This window comes from Nocardia vinacea NBRC 16497, assembly GCF_000308835.1.
Lineage (GTDB): Bacteria > Actinomycetota > Actinomycetes > Mycobacteriales > Mycobacteriaceae > Nocardia > Nocardia vinacea.
Window position 1 is genome coordinate 36,475 of sequence record NZ_BAGN01000220.1, and the last position, 17,614, is coordinate 54,088.

16 protein-coding genes are annotated in these 17,614 nt (G+C 66.2%); 11 read left to right on the forward strand and 5 right to left on the reverse strand.

Annotated features, from left to right (window positions below; all coding sequences use genetic code 11):
* Window position 1: 1 nt before the first annotated feature.
* The 3 genes from ON44_RS31050 to ON44_RS31060 all read left to right on the forward strand — a co-directional run bounded on the left by ON44_RS31050 (window position 2) and on the right by ON44_RS31060 (window position 2,430).
* Window positions 2–1,504, forward strand: a complete 1,503-nt coding sequence (locus tag ON44_RS31050; protein WP_040696602.1) for an ATP-binding protein — start codon at window positions 2–4, stop codon at window positions 1,502–1,504.
* Entirely contained in the window at window positions 1,504–1,857 is a 354-nt protein-coding gene (locus tag ON44_RS31055; RefSeq protein ID WP_040696605.1) for a UBP-type zinc finger domain-containing protein, read from the forward strand. The genes ON44_RS31050 and ON44_RS31055 overlap by 1 nt, the downstream gene beginning before the upstream one ends.
* A gap of 132 nt (window positions 1,858–1,989) precedes the next feature.
* A complete protein-coding gene (locus tag ON44_RS31060; protein WP_245567405.1) occupies window positions 1,990–2,430 on the forward strand; it encodes a hypothetical protein in 441 nt (146 codons plus the stop codon).
* 100 nt (window positions 2,431–2,530) lie between these two features.
* Here the strand turns inward: ON44_RS31060 and ON44_RS31065 are convergent, their stop codons facing one another.
* Window positions 2,531–3,148 (reverse strand): DUF8020 domain-containing protein, encoded by a 618-nt coding sequence (locus tag ON44_RS31065; protein WP_040696607.1) that lies wholly within the window; start codon window positions 3,146–3,148, stop codon window positions 2,531–2,533.
* A gap of 544 nt (window positions 3,149–3,692) precedes the next feature.
* On the opposite strand from ON44_RS31065, the gene ON44_RS31070 reads away from it, so the two are divergent.
* The 8 genes from ON44_RS31070 to mnhG all read left to right on the forward strand — a co-directional run bounded on the left by ON44_RS31070 (window position 3,693) and on the right by mnhG (window position 13,496).
* Window positions 3,693–5,951 (forward strand): AAA family ATPase, encoded by a 2,259-nt coding sequence (locus tag ON44_RS31070; RefSeq protein ID WP_040696610.1) that lies wholly within the window; start codon window positions 3,693–3,695, stop codon window positions 5,949–5,951.
* A 119-nt stretch (window positions 5,952–6,070) separates the two neighbouring features.
* On the forward strand, window positions 6,071–7,378 hold the full coding sequence (locus ON44_RS31075) for a hypothetical protein (protein WP_040696613.1): 1,308 nt from the start codon (window positions 6,071–6,073) through the stop codon (window positions 7,376–7,378).
* Between the two features lie 117 nt (window positions 7,379–7,495).
* The gene (locus tag ON44_RS31080) at window positions 7,496–10,378 is read left to right on the forward strand and encodes a Na+/H+ antiporter subunit A (RefSeq protein ID WP_040696616.1); all 2,883 of its coding nucleotides are present in this window, start codon (window positions 7,496–7,498) and stop codon (window positions 10,376–10,378) included.
* Entirely contained in the window at window positions 10,375–10,746 is a 372-nt protein-coding gene (locus ON44_RS31085; RefSeq protein ID WP_040696619.1) for a Na(+)/H(+) antiporter subunit C, read from the forward strand. The genes ON44_RS31080 and ON44_RS31085 overlap by 4 nt, the downstream gene beginning before the upstream one ends.
* A complete protein-coding gene (locus ON44_RS31090; protein ID WP_040696622.1) occupies window positions 10,743–12,347 on the forward strand; it encodes a Na+/H+ antiporter subunit D in 1,605 nt (534 codons plus the stop codon). The genes ON44_RS31085 and ON44_RS31090 overlap by 4 nt, the downstream gene beginning before the upstream one ends.
* On the forward strand, window positions 12,344–12,910 hold the full coding sequence (locus ON44_RS31095; RefSeq protein ID WP_051182636.1) for a Na+/H+ antiporter subunit E: 567 nt from the start codon (window positions 12,344–12,346) through the stop codon (window positions 12,908–12,910). Before ON44_RS31090 ends, ON44_RS31095 begins: the two co-directional genes overlap by 4 nt.
* Entirely contained in the window at window positions 12,907–13,167 is a 261-nt protein-coding gene (locus tag ON44_RS31100; protein WP_040696628.1) for a monovalent cation/H+ antiporter complex subunit F, read from the forward strand. Before ON44_RS31095 ends, ON44_RS31100 begins: the two co-directional genes overlap by 4 nt.
* Window positions 13,164–13,496 carry a monovalent cation/H(+) antiporter subunit G gene (gene mnhG, locus ON44_RS31105; RefSeq protein WP_040696631.1) on the forward strand — a complete coding sequence of 111 codons (333 nt, stop codon included), beginning with the start codon at window positions 13,164–13,166 and terminating at the stop codon, window positions 13,494–13,496. Before ON44_RS31100 ends, mnhG begins: the two co-directional genes overlap by 4 nt.
* A gap of 32 nt (window positions 13,497–13,528) precedes the next feature.
* Here mnhG and ON44_RS31110 read toward each other — a convergent pair whose 3' ends face one another.
* The 4 genes from ON44_RS31110 to ON44_RS31125 all read right to left on the reverse strand — a co-directional run bounded on the left by ON44_RS31110 (window position 13,529) and on the right by ON44_RS31125 (window position 17,582).
* Window positions 13,529–14,821 carry a phosphatase PAP2 family protein gene (locus ON44_RS31110; RefSeq protein ID WP_373283228.1) on the reverse strand — a complete coding sequence of 431 codons (1,293 nt, stop codon included), beginning with the start codon at window positions 14,819–14,821 and terminating at the stop codon, window positions 13,529–13,531.
* Between the two features lie 224 nt (window positions 14,822–15,045).
* On the reverse strand, window positions 15,046–16,191 hold the full coding sequence (locus tag ON44_RS31115) for a glutamate--cysteine ligase (protein WP_040696633.1): 1,146 nt from the start codon (window positions 16,189–16,191) through the stop codon (window positions 15,046–15,048).
* Between the two features lie 13 nt (window positions 16,192–16,204).
* On the reverse strand, window positions 16,205–16,891 hold the full coding sequence (gene sodC / locus ON44_RS31120; RefSeq protein WP_040696635.1) for a superoxide dismutase[Cu-Zn]: 687 nt from the start codon (window positions 16,889–16,891) through the stop codon (window positions 16,205–16,207).
* Window positions 16,892–17,021: 130 nt separating this feature from the next.
* Window positions 17,022–17,582 (reverse strand): LytR C-terminal domain-containing protein, encoded by a 561-nt coding sequence (locus ON44_RS31125; protein WP_040696637.1) that lies wholly within the window; start codon window positions 17,580–17,582, stop codon window positions 17,022–17,024.
* Window positions 17,583–17,614 lie beyond the last annotated feature (32 nt).

Below are 17,614 nucleotides of genomic sequence, written 5' to 3' on the forward strand. Positions count from 1 at the left end.
CATGAATTCGAAGGAGACAGCGGATCGCAGCAGTCATCTGGTCTGCGATCCGGCGGAGCTGCGCAGCCTCTTTCTCTTCGAGAAGCTCACCGACGAACAGCTGAGTCTGCTGTGCGCCGATGGCCGCATCGAGATCGTCGAACCGGGACTGGTGTTCCGCGAGGGCGATCCGGCCACCTGCTTCTACGTGATGATCGAGGGCGAGGTGCAGCTCACCAAGCTCTCCGGCGGTGCGGAGATCGAGACGACGCGCACCGACTACCGCGGCGCGTACGCGGGCGCGTGGACGGCCTATCTCGGCGACAAGGTCGACCAGAACTACACCGGTTCGATGTACGTGACCCGTCGGTCGCGGTTCTTCGTACTGGATGCGGGCGCCTTCGCGCGGATGATGCACGACTGGTTCCCGATGGCCGTGCACCTGCTCGAGGGCGCGTTCTTCGGCAACCGCAAGAGCAGCGAGCGGATCGCCGAGCGCGAACGCCTGCTGGCGCTCGGTTCGCTGTCGGCTGGTCTGACCCATGAGTTGAACAACCCGGCCGCCGCGGCGGTGCGCGCCACCTCCGGGCTGCGCGACCGGATCGCCGGTATGCGGCACAAGCTGGCGATGATGGCGCAGGGCAAGTTCGATACGGTGTCGCTGGAGGCGCTGGTGCGGCTGCAAGAGGAGGCGGCGGCCCAGGTCGCCAAGGCCCCTGAGCTCACCACGCTGGAGGCCTCCGAACGCGAGGATCTGCTCAGCGAATGGCTGGAGGACCGCGGGATCGACGACGGCTGGAATCTGGCCCCGAATTTCGTGCAGGCCGGCTTCGATGTGGATTGGCTGGAACGGGTTTCGGCAACTCTCGATGGCTCTCCCGACCAGGTGTTCCAGGGCGCGATCCGCTGGCTGAACTACACCATCGAGACCGAGTTGCTGATGAACGAGATCGCCGATTCGACCACGCGTATCTCGACCCTGATCGGCGCGGCCAAACAGTATTCGCAGATGGACCGGGCGCCGTTCCAGGTGGTCGACATCCACGAACTGCTCGACAGCACGCTGGTGATGCTGAGTCGCAAGATCGGCGATGGCGTCAAGGTGGTCAAGGAATACGACCGGACATTGCCCGAAGTGCCCTGCTACGCGGCGGAATTGAATCAGGTGTGGACCAACCTGATCGATAACGCGGTATACGCGATGAACAGCGAGGGCACGCTCACCATCCGCACCAGGCACGAAAACGACTGCGCCGTCGTCGAGATCGGTGATACCGGCCCCGGCGTACCGGCCGAGGTGCGCAGCCGTATCTTCGAACCGTTCTTCACCACCAAGCCGGTGGGCGAGGGAACCGGTCTCGGCCTGGACATTTCGTTCCGGATCGTGGTGAACAAGCACCACGGCGATATCCAGCTCGATTCCGAGCCGGGCAATACCCGATTCACGGTCTGGCTCCCGCTGCACCGTCCCGAGGAAATGCCGGAGTCCGGCGACCGTTCCGAAGCCAATGCAGGAGGTCAGTGATGACGCAGGAGTTGGAGGGTATCGATCCCGCGGTCGCGCCCAGCGGTCCGGGCTGTATGGAATGTGAAGCGGCCCAGGGCTGGTGGGTGCACCTGCGGCGCTGTGCGCAGTGCGGCCATATCGGCTGCTGCGACACCTCGCCGGAGCAGCACGCCTCCAAACACGCCAAGGACACCGGACATCCGTTCATCCAGAGCTATGAGCCGGGCGAGGACTGGTTCTTCGACTTCCGCTCCGACGAGATGTACAGCGGCGGACCGGAACTCGCACCGCCGACACATCATCCGGTGGACCAGCCTGCGCCCGGCCCGCGCGGCCGGGTGCCCGCCGATTGGCAGCGTCACATCCACTGACCATCAGGGATCGTCTGGAAAACGTAAGAGCCGCGCCGCGCTATGGGCTCCATGACAACCGAACGATCTCACCCGGTACCCTGCACCGGACGCGCCGGAGACTCCGGCGCCGCGAGTTACCTGGGAACGCACGTGATCAAGCGAGTTACCGCCATCGTCCTAGCCACCGGGGCGGTGGCCGTCGCGCTGGCCGGATGTGGCAGTTCGGACGATTCCAGCTCCGACGCGAACGGTCTGCGCAAGGGCGCGACGGGCACCAGTACGCCCGCTAGCACCACCTCCGCGACCGGCGCAGCGCCGACGACGGCCGCCGACGCACCGACCACCACCAAGACCACGGCGAGTTACCCCTCGCTCGGCCCCGCGTCGAGCACCACCTGCGGTGAATTCAAGAAGTTGGACAGCACCGAGGAGAAGGCGTTGATCGAGAAGGTGCTCACGGAGAATCCGGGCAGCGAGTTCGAGGGCAGCCCGAACGTCGCCCTCGGCACCGCCAAACTCGTCTGCCTGGCCCCCACTTACGCCGATACCCCGGTCGCGGTGGCCGCCGGGATCGTCGCAAAGGACAAGTAGGGCCGCCGCTGCTCGGTCGCAGCACCGACGGCACATACACAGAACGCGCGTACACAGCGGGCAGGCGCTGTGTACGCGCGTTCTACTTATGGCGCGACGATCAGGGCTGACCGGTGGCGAACGCGATCACGGCGTCGAGGAACTCCTGGCCGCCCATGACGTATCCGCCGATCAGCGCACCGGCCGGGATGCTGATGATCCACAGGAAGGGGATGAAAGCCCCGATGACGGCACCGATGACGATGCCCGGCAGGTTCTTGTTGACCTGCTCCATGAGCCGGTCGTAGGAGCTGATGTCCTTCAGCCCCGCAATGTCCTTCAGCTTCGCGGTGTCCGCCGGGGTCATCGTCGAAGCCAGCGCGAGGGTGTGGCCGTCCGCGCTGATCTGCTGGCTCACCGCGATCGGAAGTCCAGCGACCTCGGAGCGCAGCGGCACCTGGTCCACGGTCACGCCGTCGTCGGACTTCAACAGCACTGCGGCACCGTCCGAGGCGAGCTCGAACCGGCCGCTGTCAACCGCCCAGGTGATGGTCTTATCAGTTGGGGAAACCGTTGTGTGGTAGTTGATTCCGTGTGCAACACCAGAAGTCACGCCCCCCGGGGTCACTGCCGCCGGCTGGTCAGTCGCCACGGCGGGCTGTCCATTGGCGGTAGCTGCGGTAATCCCCACCGCGGTGACAGCCATGAAGACAGCAGTAGTGATCTTTCCGAACTTCATTTCTTGAATTCCCTCCACTTTGTTGTCCCGCCCGACAAGGGGCGGGACCAGAACGTTAGCGTGCGGAATTCGTTGTCGCACATTGGGGTTCGTCAATCATGAAATCATTGCCGAAGTTTAGCTATCCACAATTCCGCGGATCGATTTGCGATGCAGTCGGGCCACATGAGGGATGCCCCGCATTTGCTCGAGCCGAGCTTCTGAGTCGGCAACCCGCGCCCGTCATATCCCGAGTGAGCCGTATGCCCAGGTCGATCCGCGGTAGGGCGGCGTATTTGCCGAGGCTTGTGAGATCGACTCGGACAGGCGTACCAGTCTCCGTTGCGAAATTACTGGTCAGAGCGCACCGCCGCGATTACACGTCCGATCGGCGATATCGACGACGATCCCAGGCCGTTTTCGGTTCCGTGAGTACATTCACAATTTCGAGTTGCAAGGGGCAAATAGCGGATCGGGGCACTCGCCCGCGACGATTTTCCGCAGATCTCGGATCTTTCCGACGGACCGCCGACCAACCGGGGCCGGACGCGGGCAGAATGACACAGTGGCAGAACTCGCGCTCACCGCTCGACTGAATCCCTCCGCCGCAGATGCCAGGCGCGGGGTGGTCCGGTTGCATCCAGAGGCACTGACCGCGCTCGGCCTGCGGGAATGGGACGGTATCGCGCTGATCGGGGCGCGGCGCACCGCCGCGGTGGTCGGGGTGGCTCCGGCGGGCACACCGGCCGGAGTCGCGCTGCTCGATGACGTCACATTGTCCAACGCGGGGCTGCGCGAGGACGCGAATGTGGTGGTCTCGCCCGCGACGGTATACGGGGCCAAGCAGATCTCGGTGAGCGGTTCGGTGCATGCCACCAGGACCATTCCGGCGGCGACGCTGCGGCAGGCGCTGCTGGGCAAGGTGGTCACGATCGGCGACGCGGTCTCGCTACTGCCCCGCGACCTCGGTCCGGATATCAGCTCCTCCGCTGCTACACAGGCACTTTCGCGCACCTTCGGCATCGCGTGGACCACCGAGTTGCTGACCGTCACCGCGACCGATCCCGGCCGCGCTCCGGTGAGCGTGCAGCCGAATACCGCGGTGGTCTGGGGCGCGAGTGCGGTGGCGGCCCGGGATTCCGCCGATCGGGCGGCGGCCGGGCTGCCGGCACCGGCAGGTGAGGCCGCGCGTGGGGCCACCGAGGCCGCGGCGCTGGCCGCGACCAATGGGGCGGGCGCGGGTTGGACCGCGACCGTCGGCGAGTCGGCCATTCCGGTCGAGGACCTGGTTGGTGCGCATGGGCAGGCGGCGAAACTCCAGGAGTGGCTCAGCCTCGCACTCGACGAACCGGAACTGCTGAAGGCTCTGGGCGCTACACCGCATCTCGGGGTTTTGATCACCGGCCCGGCCGGGGTCGGCAAGGCCACGCTGGCCCGTGCGGTGGCCGCGCCGCGGCGCATTGTCGAACTGGATGGTCCGACGGTCGGTGCGGCGGAAAGCGGTGCGCGGTTGCGCGAGGTCGCGGCCGCGGTGGCCGAAATCGGTAGCGGGCGAGGCGGAATCCTGCTCGTCACCGATATCGACGCACTGCTGCCCGCACCGGCCGAACCGGTCGCCACGCTGATCCTGGACCAGTTGCGCGCGGCGATCGCCGAGCCCTGCGTGACACTCCTGGCGACCACCGCACATCCGGCCGGTATCGATCCGCGGCTGCGCGCACCCGATCTCTGCGATCGCGAACTCGCACTCGCGCTGCCGACCGCCGCCGTACGCAAGGCACTGCTCGAGCAGCTGTTGCGCAAGGTACCGACCAAAGATCTGAAACTCGACGAGATCGCCTCGCGCACACCCGGATTCGTGGTCTCGGACCTGGCCGCACTGTGCCGCGAGGCAGCACTGCGCGCGGCTTCGCGGGCCAGTAAACAACAGTCGGAACCGGAGCTGACCCAACCCGACCTGCTCGGCGCCACCGAGGTGATCCGGCCGCTATCGCGTTCCGGGACCGAGGAACTCGCGATCGGCAGCCTCAGCCTGGACGACGTCGGGGACATGGCCGAAACCAAAGAGGCGCTCACCGAAACCGTGCTCTGGCCGCTGCGCCACCCGGATTCGTTCGCCCGCCTCGGTATTCGTCCGCCGCGCGGCGTACTGCTCTACGGCCCGCCGGGCTGCGGTAAGACCTTCCTGATCCGCGCACTGGCCGGGACCGGTCAGCTCAGCGTGCATTCGGTCAAGGGCGCCGAGTTGATGGACAAATGGGTTGGCGCCTCCGAGCGCGCGGTGCGCGAATTGTTCCAGCGCGCACGCGATTCCGCGCCATCGCTGATCTTCCTGGACGAGGTGGACGCACTCGCGCCGCGCCGCGGTCAGAACAGCGACTCCGGCGTCGGTGACCGCGTGGTCGCGGCACTGCTCACCGAACTCGACGGTGTGGAACCGCTGCGCGATGTGGTGGTGCTCGGCGCGACGAACCGTCCGGAACTGATCGATCCCGCACTGCTTCGCCCCGGCCGATTGGAACGGCTGATCTTCGTGCCGCCGCCGGATGGCGACGCCCGACTGGAGATCCTGCGGGCCGCTGGGAAATCGGTGCCGCTGGCCGCCGATGTCGACCTGGCCGCGCTCGCCGCCGATCTGGACGGCTATTCCGCGGCCGATTGCAGTGCGCTGCTGCGCGAAGCCGCATTTGCCGCGATGCGCCGGGATGTGGACGCCGCCGATGTCACCGCCGGGGATGTCGCGGCGGCCAGGGCGGTGGTGCGGCCGTCGCTCGATACCGAGCAGGTCGAGTCGCTGCGCCGGTACGCGGACAGCCGCCGATAGCCGATAGCCGCAATCCTCCGGTAATCGCTGTCTTACTGCGTTTTCCGCATATCCGACATATTCGGGCAATATGGGCGCAATCACCGGTTCCCGCGTCGCGCGCGGGTAAGTTCGACGAGGTGCGCAAGATCGGCAATGCGATCGATACGATCACGGCCTTCTTCGGGGCCGTGGTCGCGGGCGTCGCACTGTTCCTGCCGATCACCTTCAGCTGGAGCGCCGACACTTCGCCGTATCGGTTGGCCAGTCTGAACAACAGCGTCCCGCGCGGTGCCGCGATCGGGGTGATCGTCGCGGTGGCCGTCGCGGTGCTGGTGGTCACCTTCCACAAGCCGCTGGTGGCATGGGCGGCAGCACTGTTCGGCGCGATCGCCATGGACGTCAATCACTTCGCCGGACGCCATGTTTCCTCGGCCGACCTGCTGACCACCCAGAACTATCTGGATTCGATTCTGGCCGGTGTGCTGCTCGGTGCGTTGGGCGCGGCAGTGCTGCGCCGACCGGGTCCCGCGGCCGGCTTCGCGATCGGCGCCGCCAGCTTTTTCGTCTTCGATGATTTCGCGGAGCTACTGGAGATCGCCGACGACAATCCGTACGCGGTGCTCGAGACACCGCCGCGCTGGCTCGTCAGTGTCGCGGTGGTACTGCTGATCGTCAGTACGCTGCGCAATCGGTCCCAGCCCGAGAAATCGAAGCCACCGCGGATCGCCGTCGAACTACCGGTCACGCCGATCCTGGCCTCGATGGTGCTGGCGCTGGTGATCCTGGCCATTACCGAATGGCTGGCGCGGCAGTATCAACATGCGCCGAACGTCAGTCATGCGGTCGAAATCGGGATGGCGGTCGGCGCGACGGTCATCGCCGCCACCGCCGCGGCCATGCTGCTACCCGGGCGCGACGGCACCGGGGTGTATCTGGCGGTGAGTCTGGTGGCCGCCGCCGAGGCGATCGGCGGCAATCCGCGGCCCGGGTGGAGCATCGCCGCGCTGATCGCGGTCGCCACCGTCGGACTGCTGATCGGGATCCGCCTGCCCTCGACCTTCATCGCCATCCTGCTGATCACCGGACTCGCGGTATTCGCCCTGGTGAAATCCACCGACGCCCATCGCTATGTGACCGCGGCGGGCAGCGCGGTCCTGGCACTCACGGCCGGTTACTGCTGTGGCACCGCGCGTCCCCGCTATGCACCGAGCGGAGTGCTCGCCCTTTCCGCGCTGTATCTGCCGTCGATCATCACGGCCCTGCCGCACGACACCGCCGAATGGCCGCTGAACGGTGGCGCCGACCATCAAGCGCTGGCCGGCCGGACCGCGCTCGCGATCGCCTGTGGCTCGGCCATCGGGTTGGTGGTGCTGCGCCGATTCCGGCCGCGCAGCCGACCCAAGCCGGGGCGATCCGTCGACGACGAAACGTTAGCGGACATATAGCCCACCAGCCCGGAGATGGCATACGCCATACTCGCTCGGCCGACGAAACCCCCATCCCCAGGCTCCAAGTAGGATCATTCGGTATCACCCCGCCGCAACGACCCGACGGAGTGCAGTTTGCTCGGAATCCTGCTCGCGCTCGTAACAGCCGCACTTGCGGCACCGTTGTGCGTGCGGGCGTTGGGGCGCAACGGTTTCTACGTACTCGCGCTCGTCCCGTTCGGCGGTCTCGGCTGGGTGATCGCGAATTGGGGTAGGACACAGCGGGTTCGGGTCGGTTGGGCGCCGAGCATCGAAATGAATATCGAGCTGCGCTTCGATTCGCTGGCCGCCATCATGTCCGCGCTGGTGCTCGGCATCGGCGCTGTGATTCTCGCTTATTGCGCACGATATTTCGAGGACGACGAACCGCGGTTGCAGGTGTTCGCGGCCCAGTTGGTCGCCTTCGCCGGGGCCATGTTCGGCCTGGTCACCAGCGATAATATGTTGCTGCTCTTCGTCTTCTGGGAAATGACGACGGTGTTGTCGTTCCTGTTGGTCGGCCACAATGCCGAACAGGCGGTGAGCAGGCGGGCCGCGATCCAGGCGCTCTTGGTGACCGGGGCGGGCGGGCTGGCGATGCTGGTCGGGATCGTCATCCTCGGTCAGGTGAGCGGCAGTTATCTGCTGTCGGATCTGTTCGCCGGACCGCCTTCCGGCATCGCGGTAGATGTCGCGGTGGTGCTGCTGCTGGTCGGGGCATTGAGCAAATCGGCGATCGTGCCGCTGCACTTCTGGCTGCCGGGTGCGATGGCGGCGCCGACGCCGGTGAGCGCGTACCTGCATGCGGCGGCCATGGTGAAGGCGGGTGTTTATCTGGTGGCGCGGTTGGCGCCGGTCTTCGCAACAAGCCCGGCTTGGCATCCGCTGATCCTTACGCTCGGTGTGGCGTCGATGGTGCTCGCGGGATTGCGGTCGTTGCAGGTGACGGATCTGAAGCTGGTGCTCGCCTTCGGGACGGTGAGCCAGTTGGGGTTCCTGATCATGCTGGTCGGGCTGGGAACGCCGGATGCGGCACTGGCCGGGGTGACCTTGATCGTGGCGCATGCGCTGTTCAAGGCGTGTTTGTTCATGGTGGTCGGGATTATCGATCACGGGGCCGGTACGCGGGATCTGCGGGAGTTGTCGGGGCTGGGGCGGCGTGCGCCGGTGCTGTGCGGGGTCGCGGTGCTGGCGGCGCTCAGTATGGCCGGGATTCCGCCGCTGGTGGGGTTCGTGGGCAAGGAAAGTGCGTTGGCCGCGGTGTTGGATGCCGATGTCCTCGGCGAACCGGCCAAGGCCGCGTTGGCCGTCGGGGTGGTGCTGGGATCCATCCTGACTGTCGGCTACAGCATTCGGTTCATCTGGGGAGCCTTTGCGGATAGGGAGGTGCTATCCGATGGCGCGCCCGAGAGCGGAGATCTGCACGCTGACGGGGACCTGCACCTTCCGGAGCACGGTTATGGTCACTGGCATGCGCCGGGAGCGCTGTTCACGGCTGCGCCCGGCTTGCTCGCGGTGGGGAGCCTGGCAGCGGGTCTCTGCGCACCATGGCTGGACGAACTACTGAACCCCTACGCGAAAACCCTTCCCGGCGTGCTCGATTCGCATATCGCACTCTGGCACGGTTTCAATGTCCCACTGGCACTGACGATCCTGATCATCTGCGCGGGCATCGTGGTTTTCCAGCTGCGCGGTCGCATCGGCGAATCCGCGACCATGCTCGGCAATGCCGACCGCGCCTACGACGCCACCCTGCGGGCCATGGACCGGGTGTCACTGCGGATGACCGGCGCGGTGCAGCGCGGTTCGCTGCCGCTGAGTCAGGCGGCGATCCTGGTGACATTGATCCTGCTGCCGACGGTGCTGCTAGCGGTCGGCACGCGCACCGGAGTTCACCTGCGCCTGTGGGATTCGCCGTTCCAGGTCGCCATCGGCGCGATCATGGCCGTCATGGCGCTGGCCGCGACGGTGCTGCGCAACCGGTTGGCCGCCGTGCTCGTCGTCGGCGTCACCGGTTACGGCTGCGGTGTGATCTTCGCGCTGCACGGTGCGCCCGATCTGGCGCTCACCCAATTCCTGGTCGAAACACTGACTTTGGTGATCTTCGTGCTGGTGCTGCGTGCCTTCCCTGCCGAAATCGACGAAAGCCGCACGGCCGCATTCAAAGTGCGTCGGGCGATCCTGTCGGCACTGGTCGGTGCGACGGTCGCGGTGCTGGCCGCCTTCGCCGTCGCGGCCCGCTCCACCGAACCCATATGGCGCCTGATCCCCGATGCCGCATACACATTCGGCGGCGGCAAGAATGCCGTCAACGTTCTGCTCGTCGATGTCCGGGCCTGGGATACCCTCGGCGAGATCTCGGTGCTCGTCGTGGCCGCGACCGGTGTGGCATCGCTGGTATTTCGCAGCCGACGCTTCGGCAGTGCGCCGCGCGCGGCGGACTCACCGGACTACGATCCGGACCTGATCAGCTGGTTGCCCGCGGGGCGACTGGTGGATCGGCGCGAACGATCGATGGTCCTGCAGGTCACCACCCGACTGGTCTTCCCGACCATCATGGTGCTGTCGGTGTACTTCTTCTTCTCCGGCCACAATGCGCCGGGCGGCGGTTTCGCGGGCGGACTGACCGCCGGACTAGCACTGACGCTGCGCTATCTCGCGGGCGGCCGCTATGAACTCGGCGAGGCACTGCCCGTCGATGCGGGGCATCTGCTCGGCGGCGGGCTGGCGCTGGCCGCCGGAACCGCGAGCACCTCACTGCTGCTCGGCGCGCCGCCACTGTCGTCGGCGATCGTGGAAGTGACGCTGCCGGTGATCGGGCACGTCAAGGTGGTCACCGCATTGTTCTTCGATCTCGGCGTCTATCTCATCGTGGTCGGGCTGGTCCTGGACGTGCTGCGCAGCCTGGGCGCGCGTCTGGACAGTGAGCTGGCCACCGACGAGGACGACTCCGCCTCGGCGCAAGGACGTTTCCAGTGAGTGCGAACCTGACCCTGCTGATCCTGATCGGGATTCTCGTCGCGTGCGGTGTCTATCTGATACTCGAACGCGCGGTGTCGAAAATGCTGCTCGGCATGATCCTGTTCGGCAATGCGGTGAATCTGCTGATCCTGACCGTCGGCGGGCGGAACGGTCGGCCACCGATCCGTGGTGAGGGCGAAGAGGTGGCCGATCCGCTGGCCCAGGCGATGGTGCTCACCGCGATCGTGATCACCATGGGTCTGGCGGCCTTCGTACTCGCCCTCGCCTATCGCTCCTACATCCTCACCACCACCGAAACCGTCCAGGACGACCCGGAGGACGCCGAGGTCGCCGCCCGGCGCGAGGCAGAGGATCCGGCGCAGTGAGTCTGCTGACCACGCTCGCGCCGCTACCTGTCCTGGTGCCCCTGCTCGGGGCGGCGGGCACGCTGGTGTTCGGGCGGCAGCCGCGCATCCAGCGCTCCGTCATGCTGTTCGTGCTGTCGGTCGTGGTGGCCATCTGCGGGATGCTGCTGTATCTGGTCGATCGCGACGGGACCACCGCGCTGCAGGTCGGCGGTTGGGGTACGCCGATCGGCATCACACTGGTGGTCGATCGACTTTCCGCGGCCATGCTGCTCGTCTCCGGGATCGTGCTGCTCGCGGTCTCGGTCTACGGTGCGGGCCAGAACATCCGCGACGGTGACGACCGCCAGCCGACCTCGATCTATCGACCGACATATCTCGTACTCACCGCGGGTGTTTCGGCCGCATTCCTGGCCGGTGACCTGTTCAACCTGTTCGTCGGCTTCGAAATCCTGCTCGCCGCATCGTTCGTGCTGCTCACCGTCGGCGCGACCGCGGACCGGATCCGCGCCGGTATCGCGTATGTGATGGTCTCGATGGTGTCGTCGCTCATCTTCCTGACCGGCATCGCGCTGGCCTATGCGGCCACCGGAACACTGAATCTGGCCCAGTTGGCGGTGCGAATGGGCGAGGTACCCAACGGTATTCGGATGGCCGTCTACGCGGTGCTGCTGGTCGCCTTCGGCATCAAGGCGGCGGTCTTCCCGCTCTCGAACTGGCTGCCCGATTCCTACCCCACCGCACCCGCACCGGTGACCGCGGTCTTCGCAGGCCTGCTGACGAAAGTCGGTGTGTACGCGATCATCCGGACGCATTCCCTGCTGTTCCCGGACGGCGGATTCGACGGTGTGCTGCTGGTCTGTGGCCTGCTCACCATGGTGGTCGGGATCTTCGGTGCGATCGCGCAGAGCGATATCCGGCGCCTGCTGTCGTTCACCCTGGTGAGCCACATCGGCTACATGGTGTTCGGCATCGGACTCTCCACCGCCGCGGGCCTTTCCGGCGCGGTGTTCTATGTGGCGCACCACATTCTGGTGCAGACGGCGCTGTTCCTGGTGGTCGGACTGATCGAACGGCAGGCGGGATCGGTATCACTGCGCCGACTGGGTGGTCTGGCGGCGGCGAGTCCGCTGCTGGCGATCCTGTTCCTGGTGCCCGCCTTGAATCTCGGTGGTATACCGCCGTTCTCGGGATTCATCGGGAAGGTCGCGCTGCTGCAGGCGGGCGCGGCGGCTGGCAGCGTACTGGCGTGGGTGCTGGTAGCGGGATCGGTAGTGACCAGCCTGCTGACGCTGTACGCCGTGGCGCGGGTGTGGAGCAAGGCGTTCTGGCGGCCGCGCGTCGAAGCGCCGGAGGGGCATCTCACTGCGGCGAAACCACCAACGCTGGTGGAGGATTCGACCGATATGCTCTACGACGAACGCACCGATCCGGGACGCATGCCACTTTTGATGGTGGGCTCGACGGCGGCGCTCGTGCTGGTCGGTCTGTGCCTGACCGTATTCGCCGGTCCGATTCTGCGCATCGCGGACCGCGCCGCCGACGATCTGAGCAATCCGGCGGTGTATATCGGTGCGGTGCTCGGTAATTCGCATGCCGATGCGAAGGGAACGAACCGATGAGCACCGTCCGTAGCCTTGTCCCGAATCGATCGACGGTCGTGCGCGTCGGCGTGCTGTTGTGGCTGACGGCCGTGTGGTTGACGCTCTGGGGCGATCTCAGCGTGGGCAATCTGCTGGCCGGTCTCGTGGTCGGCGCGTTGATCATGTTGACCCTGCCGCTGCCGCGCGTCCCGGTATCCGGACGACTACATCCGCTGTCGCTGATCGAATTGATCATCGTCAGTTCGTATTACGCGCTGGAATCCAGTCTGCAGGTGGCATGGTTCGCGATCCGTCCGGCGCCGCCGCCGGCCTCCGGTGTGCTGCGGGTGAACCTGAGTGTGCGATCCGATCTGGTGCTGGTGTTGTGCGCCGATGTGCTCAATCTGATTCCGGGCACCATGGTGCTGGAGATCGACCGGCAGCGCTGCGTCTTCTATGTGCACGTCCTGGACGTGAGCAGCGAAAAGGCGGTCGACACGTTCTACCGGACCACCAGGCGGCTGGAACGGCTGCTCATCTCGTCGTTCGAACGCCCCACCGAATGGCGTTCGACCCGAACAACTCCGGAGGTGGAGTCGTGAACGTTGTCGCGATTGTGGCGGGCATCATGCTGATGGCCGCCGCGGTGATCGTCAGTTACCGCATCCTGGCCGGTCCGAACACCCTGGACCGCGTTGTCGGCATCGATTCGCTGGTGGCCATTGCCGCCTCCGGCCTGGCGGTCTGGGCCGCCTACAGTGACGACACCACGGTTGTTCCCGCGATCGTCGCGCTGGCGCTGGTCGGCTTCCTCGGCTCCGCAGCGGTGTCCCGATTCCGCGTTCGGGATGACGTATGAATCTGTGGCACTTGGCCTCCGGCGTCCTCATCCTGAGCGGCGCGACACTCGCGCTGACCGCGTCGATCGCAATCGTGCGCTTTCCGGACACCCTCTCGCGCATGCACGCCGCCACCAAACCCCAGGTCGTCGGCCTGATCCTGGTTCTGGAAGGTGTGGCGATCCAGTTGCGCGGGCACGGCAATATCTGGCTGCTGGTGCTGGTCGGGCTGTTCACACTGCTCACCGCGCCGGTCATCGCGCATCTGATCGGGCGGACGGCCTATCGGGAGCAGCGCTACCGTGACGGGCTGTTGCGGGTGAACGAGTTGCGGGACGACACGTTGTAAGCCGGGCGCTCGGCTACGACAGGAAGAAGCGCTCAGGACACCCGGGCAGCATCGACAGGAACCTCTTCCGCCTCGGCCACCGGAGCCCCGGCAAACCACGTCGCATGAAATGCCGCGGCCATAGCGGCCAGCAGCGCAAGCACTACCGTCCCGGCGAGAACCGGGTACTCGGCCATCGAAACCGCCAGATAGCGGAACGAGAGCAACAGCGCTCCGAGGATCACCGCACCGAACAGCACCAGACGCACCCGGAACCAGCCCCAACCACGCTCAGGATCGCGCAGCGCGGATTCGACCGTCAGGCACAGCACCGCACCGGCGACCAGATCGACGCCGTAGTGGTAGCCGAAGCCCAGCGTCGCGGTAAGCGTGGCGGCCAACCAGAACGCACCGAGGCAGCGCAGCCACAGCGGGGCCTGCGAGCCGTCGGTGTCCCGGCGGGTGTGCAGGAAGACCGACAGCGCCCAAGCCGTGTGCATGGAGGGCACGCAGTTGCGTGGCGTGAAGGAGTCGAAGGGCAGCGGCGTCGGATTGCGATCGATCGGCGGGACGAAATCGGGCCAGAAGTTGCCCACCTGCATGCCGTGGCCATCGGCACCGTAGCCGAACATCGGCCCGACCACGGGGAAGATCACATAGATGACCGGACCGATCAGTCCGAGCACCAGGAAGGTTCGCACCAGATAGTGGGTCGGCCACACCCCGCTCGAGACCACCCGGCGCAGCTGCCACACCGCGACGACGATCGCCGCCACCGGCAGTTCGATATAGACCCAGTGCAGCACCGCATAGACCACCGGTCCGAGCGCATCCACCACGCGGCCCATCACCCAGGACGGATCACCGAGCGCATGGTCGGCCAGCGCCACATAGACGTCATAGACCTGCGGCCGACTGACGACCGTAATGTGCAGCCACACATCACCGACCTTGGTGGCCAGCACCAGCAATGCGCCCAGCGCGGCGGCGTGCAGCGCATTGCGTCGCTCCACCCCGCTCCAGCGGAATCCGGCGACCAGCGCCAGACCGGTGAGCACGAGCGTCGGCCCATTGCCGATGGCGAACGATTCGCCGCTCAGCAGTCGAATACTCGCCCACACCACGTCGATACCCGCCGCGATGCCGACCGCGATCATCCTGCGGCGCTTGGAGATTCCGACCAGCGCCAGCATGAGTCCGGCCCACGGCACGGACATGGACTTGGGTGTGCCGACATAGTCGTGCCACAGACTGCCGAGCGGCCCCTCGAAATCGTGCCCGATCGAACCCACCTGTAGGGCGATCAGCAGCACCGGCACCGCCGCGATCGCGGCCGCCGTCCAGATCCGCGAACGCGGCACGCGCACCCGCGCAGTGTTCGATTTGCGGCGCTCCCGGGTCCCTCCGTGGTTACGCTCCGCTACCGCCTCCGGGCCCGTCGCTCGCGCCGCGGCGACGCTGCCACCCTTTGGACTCGGATCTTCGACAAGCACGTCGACCATAGTAAACGGCGGATGAACGCCATCCCCCTGAGCAGCTGAACGTCAGCCGACCTTTCGACCAGGCAGGACTACTGGTCCAACTCCTTGACCAGGGCATCGACCACCGCGACCAGATCACCCTGGGTGCTCGCGGCCACTTTGCGCTGCCGCTGATAGGACGCGCCGCGCTGTGGGATCTCCGCCACCAGTGCGAGTTCGTCCGCACAACCGAGCCGCTTGGCGGTCGGCTCCAACCGCTGCAGCAGATCCATCAGATCATCGGTGACCAACCGCTCATTGCTGTCGTCGTCCACGATGACGATCGCGTCGAGGCCGTAGCGGGCCGCGCGCCATTTGTTCTCCTGGACATGCCACGGCGGGATGGTCGGCAGCGTCTCGCCGTTGTCGAGGCGCTGATCGAGATCGACGATCAGGCAGTGGATGAGCGCGGCCATGGCCGCCAGCTCCGCGCGGGTCGAGATCCCATCGCAGACGCGCACCTCGATGGTGCCCCATTTCGGTGCGGGCCGGATATCCCAGTGCATGCCGCCGAGCTGTTCGAAAACCCCCGTCTTCATCTGGTCGTGCACGAAATACTCGAACTGGGTCCAGTTTTCGAATTGGAACGGCAGACCGGCGGTGGGCAGCTGCTGGAACATCAACGTCCGATTGCTGGCATAGCCGGTATCGGCGCCCGCCCACATCGGCGAGGACGCGGACAGCGACAGCAGATGCGGATACGACAGCAGCAGCGAGTTGAGGATCGGAAAAACCTTGTCGGCGTGCGAAACTCCGACATGCACATGGACGCCCCAGATCATCATCTGGCGGCCCCACCACTGGGTGCGATCGATCAGTTCGTCGTAATGCGCTGAGCGCGTTAGTTGTTGGGCCGACCACTGGGCGAACGGATGGGTGCCTGCGCAGAACAGATCGACGCCGAGCGGATCGGCGGCACGGCGCACGATATCCATGGTGCCGCGCAGATCGTCGACCGCCTCGCCCACGGTGTTGTGCACACCGGTGACGAGTTCGACCGTATTGCGCAGTAATTCCTTGGTGACCTGCGGGGTTCCATCGTGGGCGTGTAGGTCACCGAGCGAATCGAATACGGCCGCAGCGGTATTCGACAGATCGCGGGTCACCTTGTCGACGAGCGCGATCTCCCATTCGATACCGATGGTCGGCCGGGGCGACCCGGGGAAGGGAACCCGCGCGATTGCTGTCCCGGCCATATCGGTGACCTTGCTACTGGATTACACCGCAGGCGATGCGACCGCCAGCGTCGCCCGTCGCCAGTGTGGTGTCGTCCGGACCGGCAACGCCGTCGGCGCGGACATAACGGTTGGGGATATTGCCGAAGTTGTCGGCGTCGGCGTGGATCATCAGGGCCTTGCCCTTGAGGTCATCGAGCGTCACCGCATCGGTGGTGGTGACCAGCTTGGCCGAACCGTCGGAACGGACCTCGAGCGAGGTCAGGTCGCCGCTGGCCGGATGGGCGTTGGCGCTGCCGACCTGCAGGTGGCCGCCGGCCGACAGGAAGTCACCCGCGGGTCCGCCGGTGGGCGCGACCGAGTTGGGCTCGCACTTGCCGACCTGGTGGACGTGCAGGCCGTGGAAGCCGGGACGCAGGCCGTGCGCCTCGATGCTGACCTGGAGGTGGTTGCCGTCCTTGGTGATGTTCGCGACGGCGACCGAGGAACCTGCGGGGTCCTTGAGGTCGACCTTCACCCCGGGGTTGGCATTCGGCGCGCCGGTCTCGGTGCCGGATTCGCCGGCTTGCGGGGCGGACGCACCGGTCCACACGGGCGGCGTAGTTCCCTGGACGTCGCTCGACTCCTGGCTGTTCGAGCAGGCGGCCAGCCCGAAGACCGCGACAGCGAGCACCGGGGTCACAGTCCGCCAGGACGGGCGACGAGTTGTGGACGGGGCCATCGGGGGAACTCCTTTACGAGTACCGAGTTTACGAGTAAAGCTGGGTGGACACGTTCGTTACCGGACAAGATGATGCCACGCCCGCCGTGTCGCACCCGTGACCGGGCCGTGTCGCGAGCCCCCGGACTGGTCAGTTGCCCGTGACAACTACTGTCACGCCCGAACCCGACCCACCGGAGCGCGGCTCGGCAGTCGCGCCCAGTTCATCGGCTATGGCCAGTGCGGCTTCTTTCTCGCCGGGGTTATTGCCGTAATACACAGTCGTATTCGTGAGATTGGGGCCGGGATAGTTGCCGACCTCGGCGACCGTCCAGCCGTTGGCGGTGAGCTCGCCCGCGGTGCGCGAGGCCAGTCCGACAATGGTGCTGTTGTTCAGAACATGTACCGGGACAGCGCGATTCGCCGTGGTGGTCGCGGGCGTCGTCGTGCTGGTCGACGGCTTCGTGGTGGCCGACGCCGAACTGGTCAGTGCCGCACTCGTGGTCTGCACCGGCGAGTTGGTCGTCGCGACCGCCGTGGTGGCGGCGGCCCGACTCGTCGTGCTCGAGGGATCACCCGCCCCCGAGGCATCGGAATCCGAACTCGATAACGACATCGCACCGAGCCCGGCGAACACGATGGCCAGCGCGATCAACACCATCGCCAGCGCGCGCAACGGCGGCCCGCCGGAGGTGGGATTCGGGTTGCTCACGCTAATGACCCTATCCGCAAACCGGCCCCTGT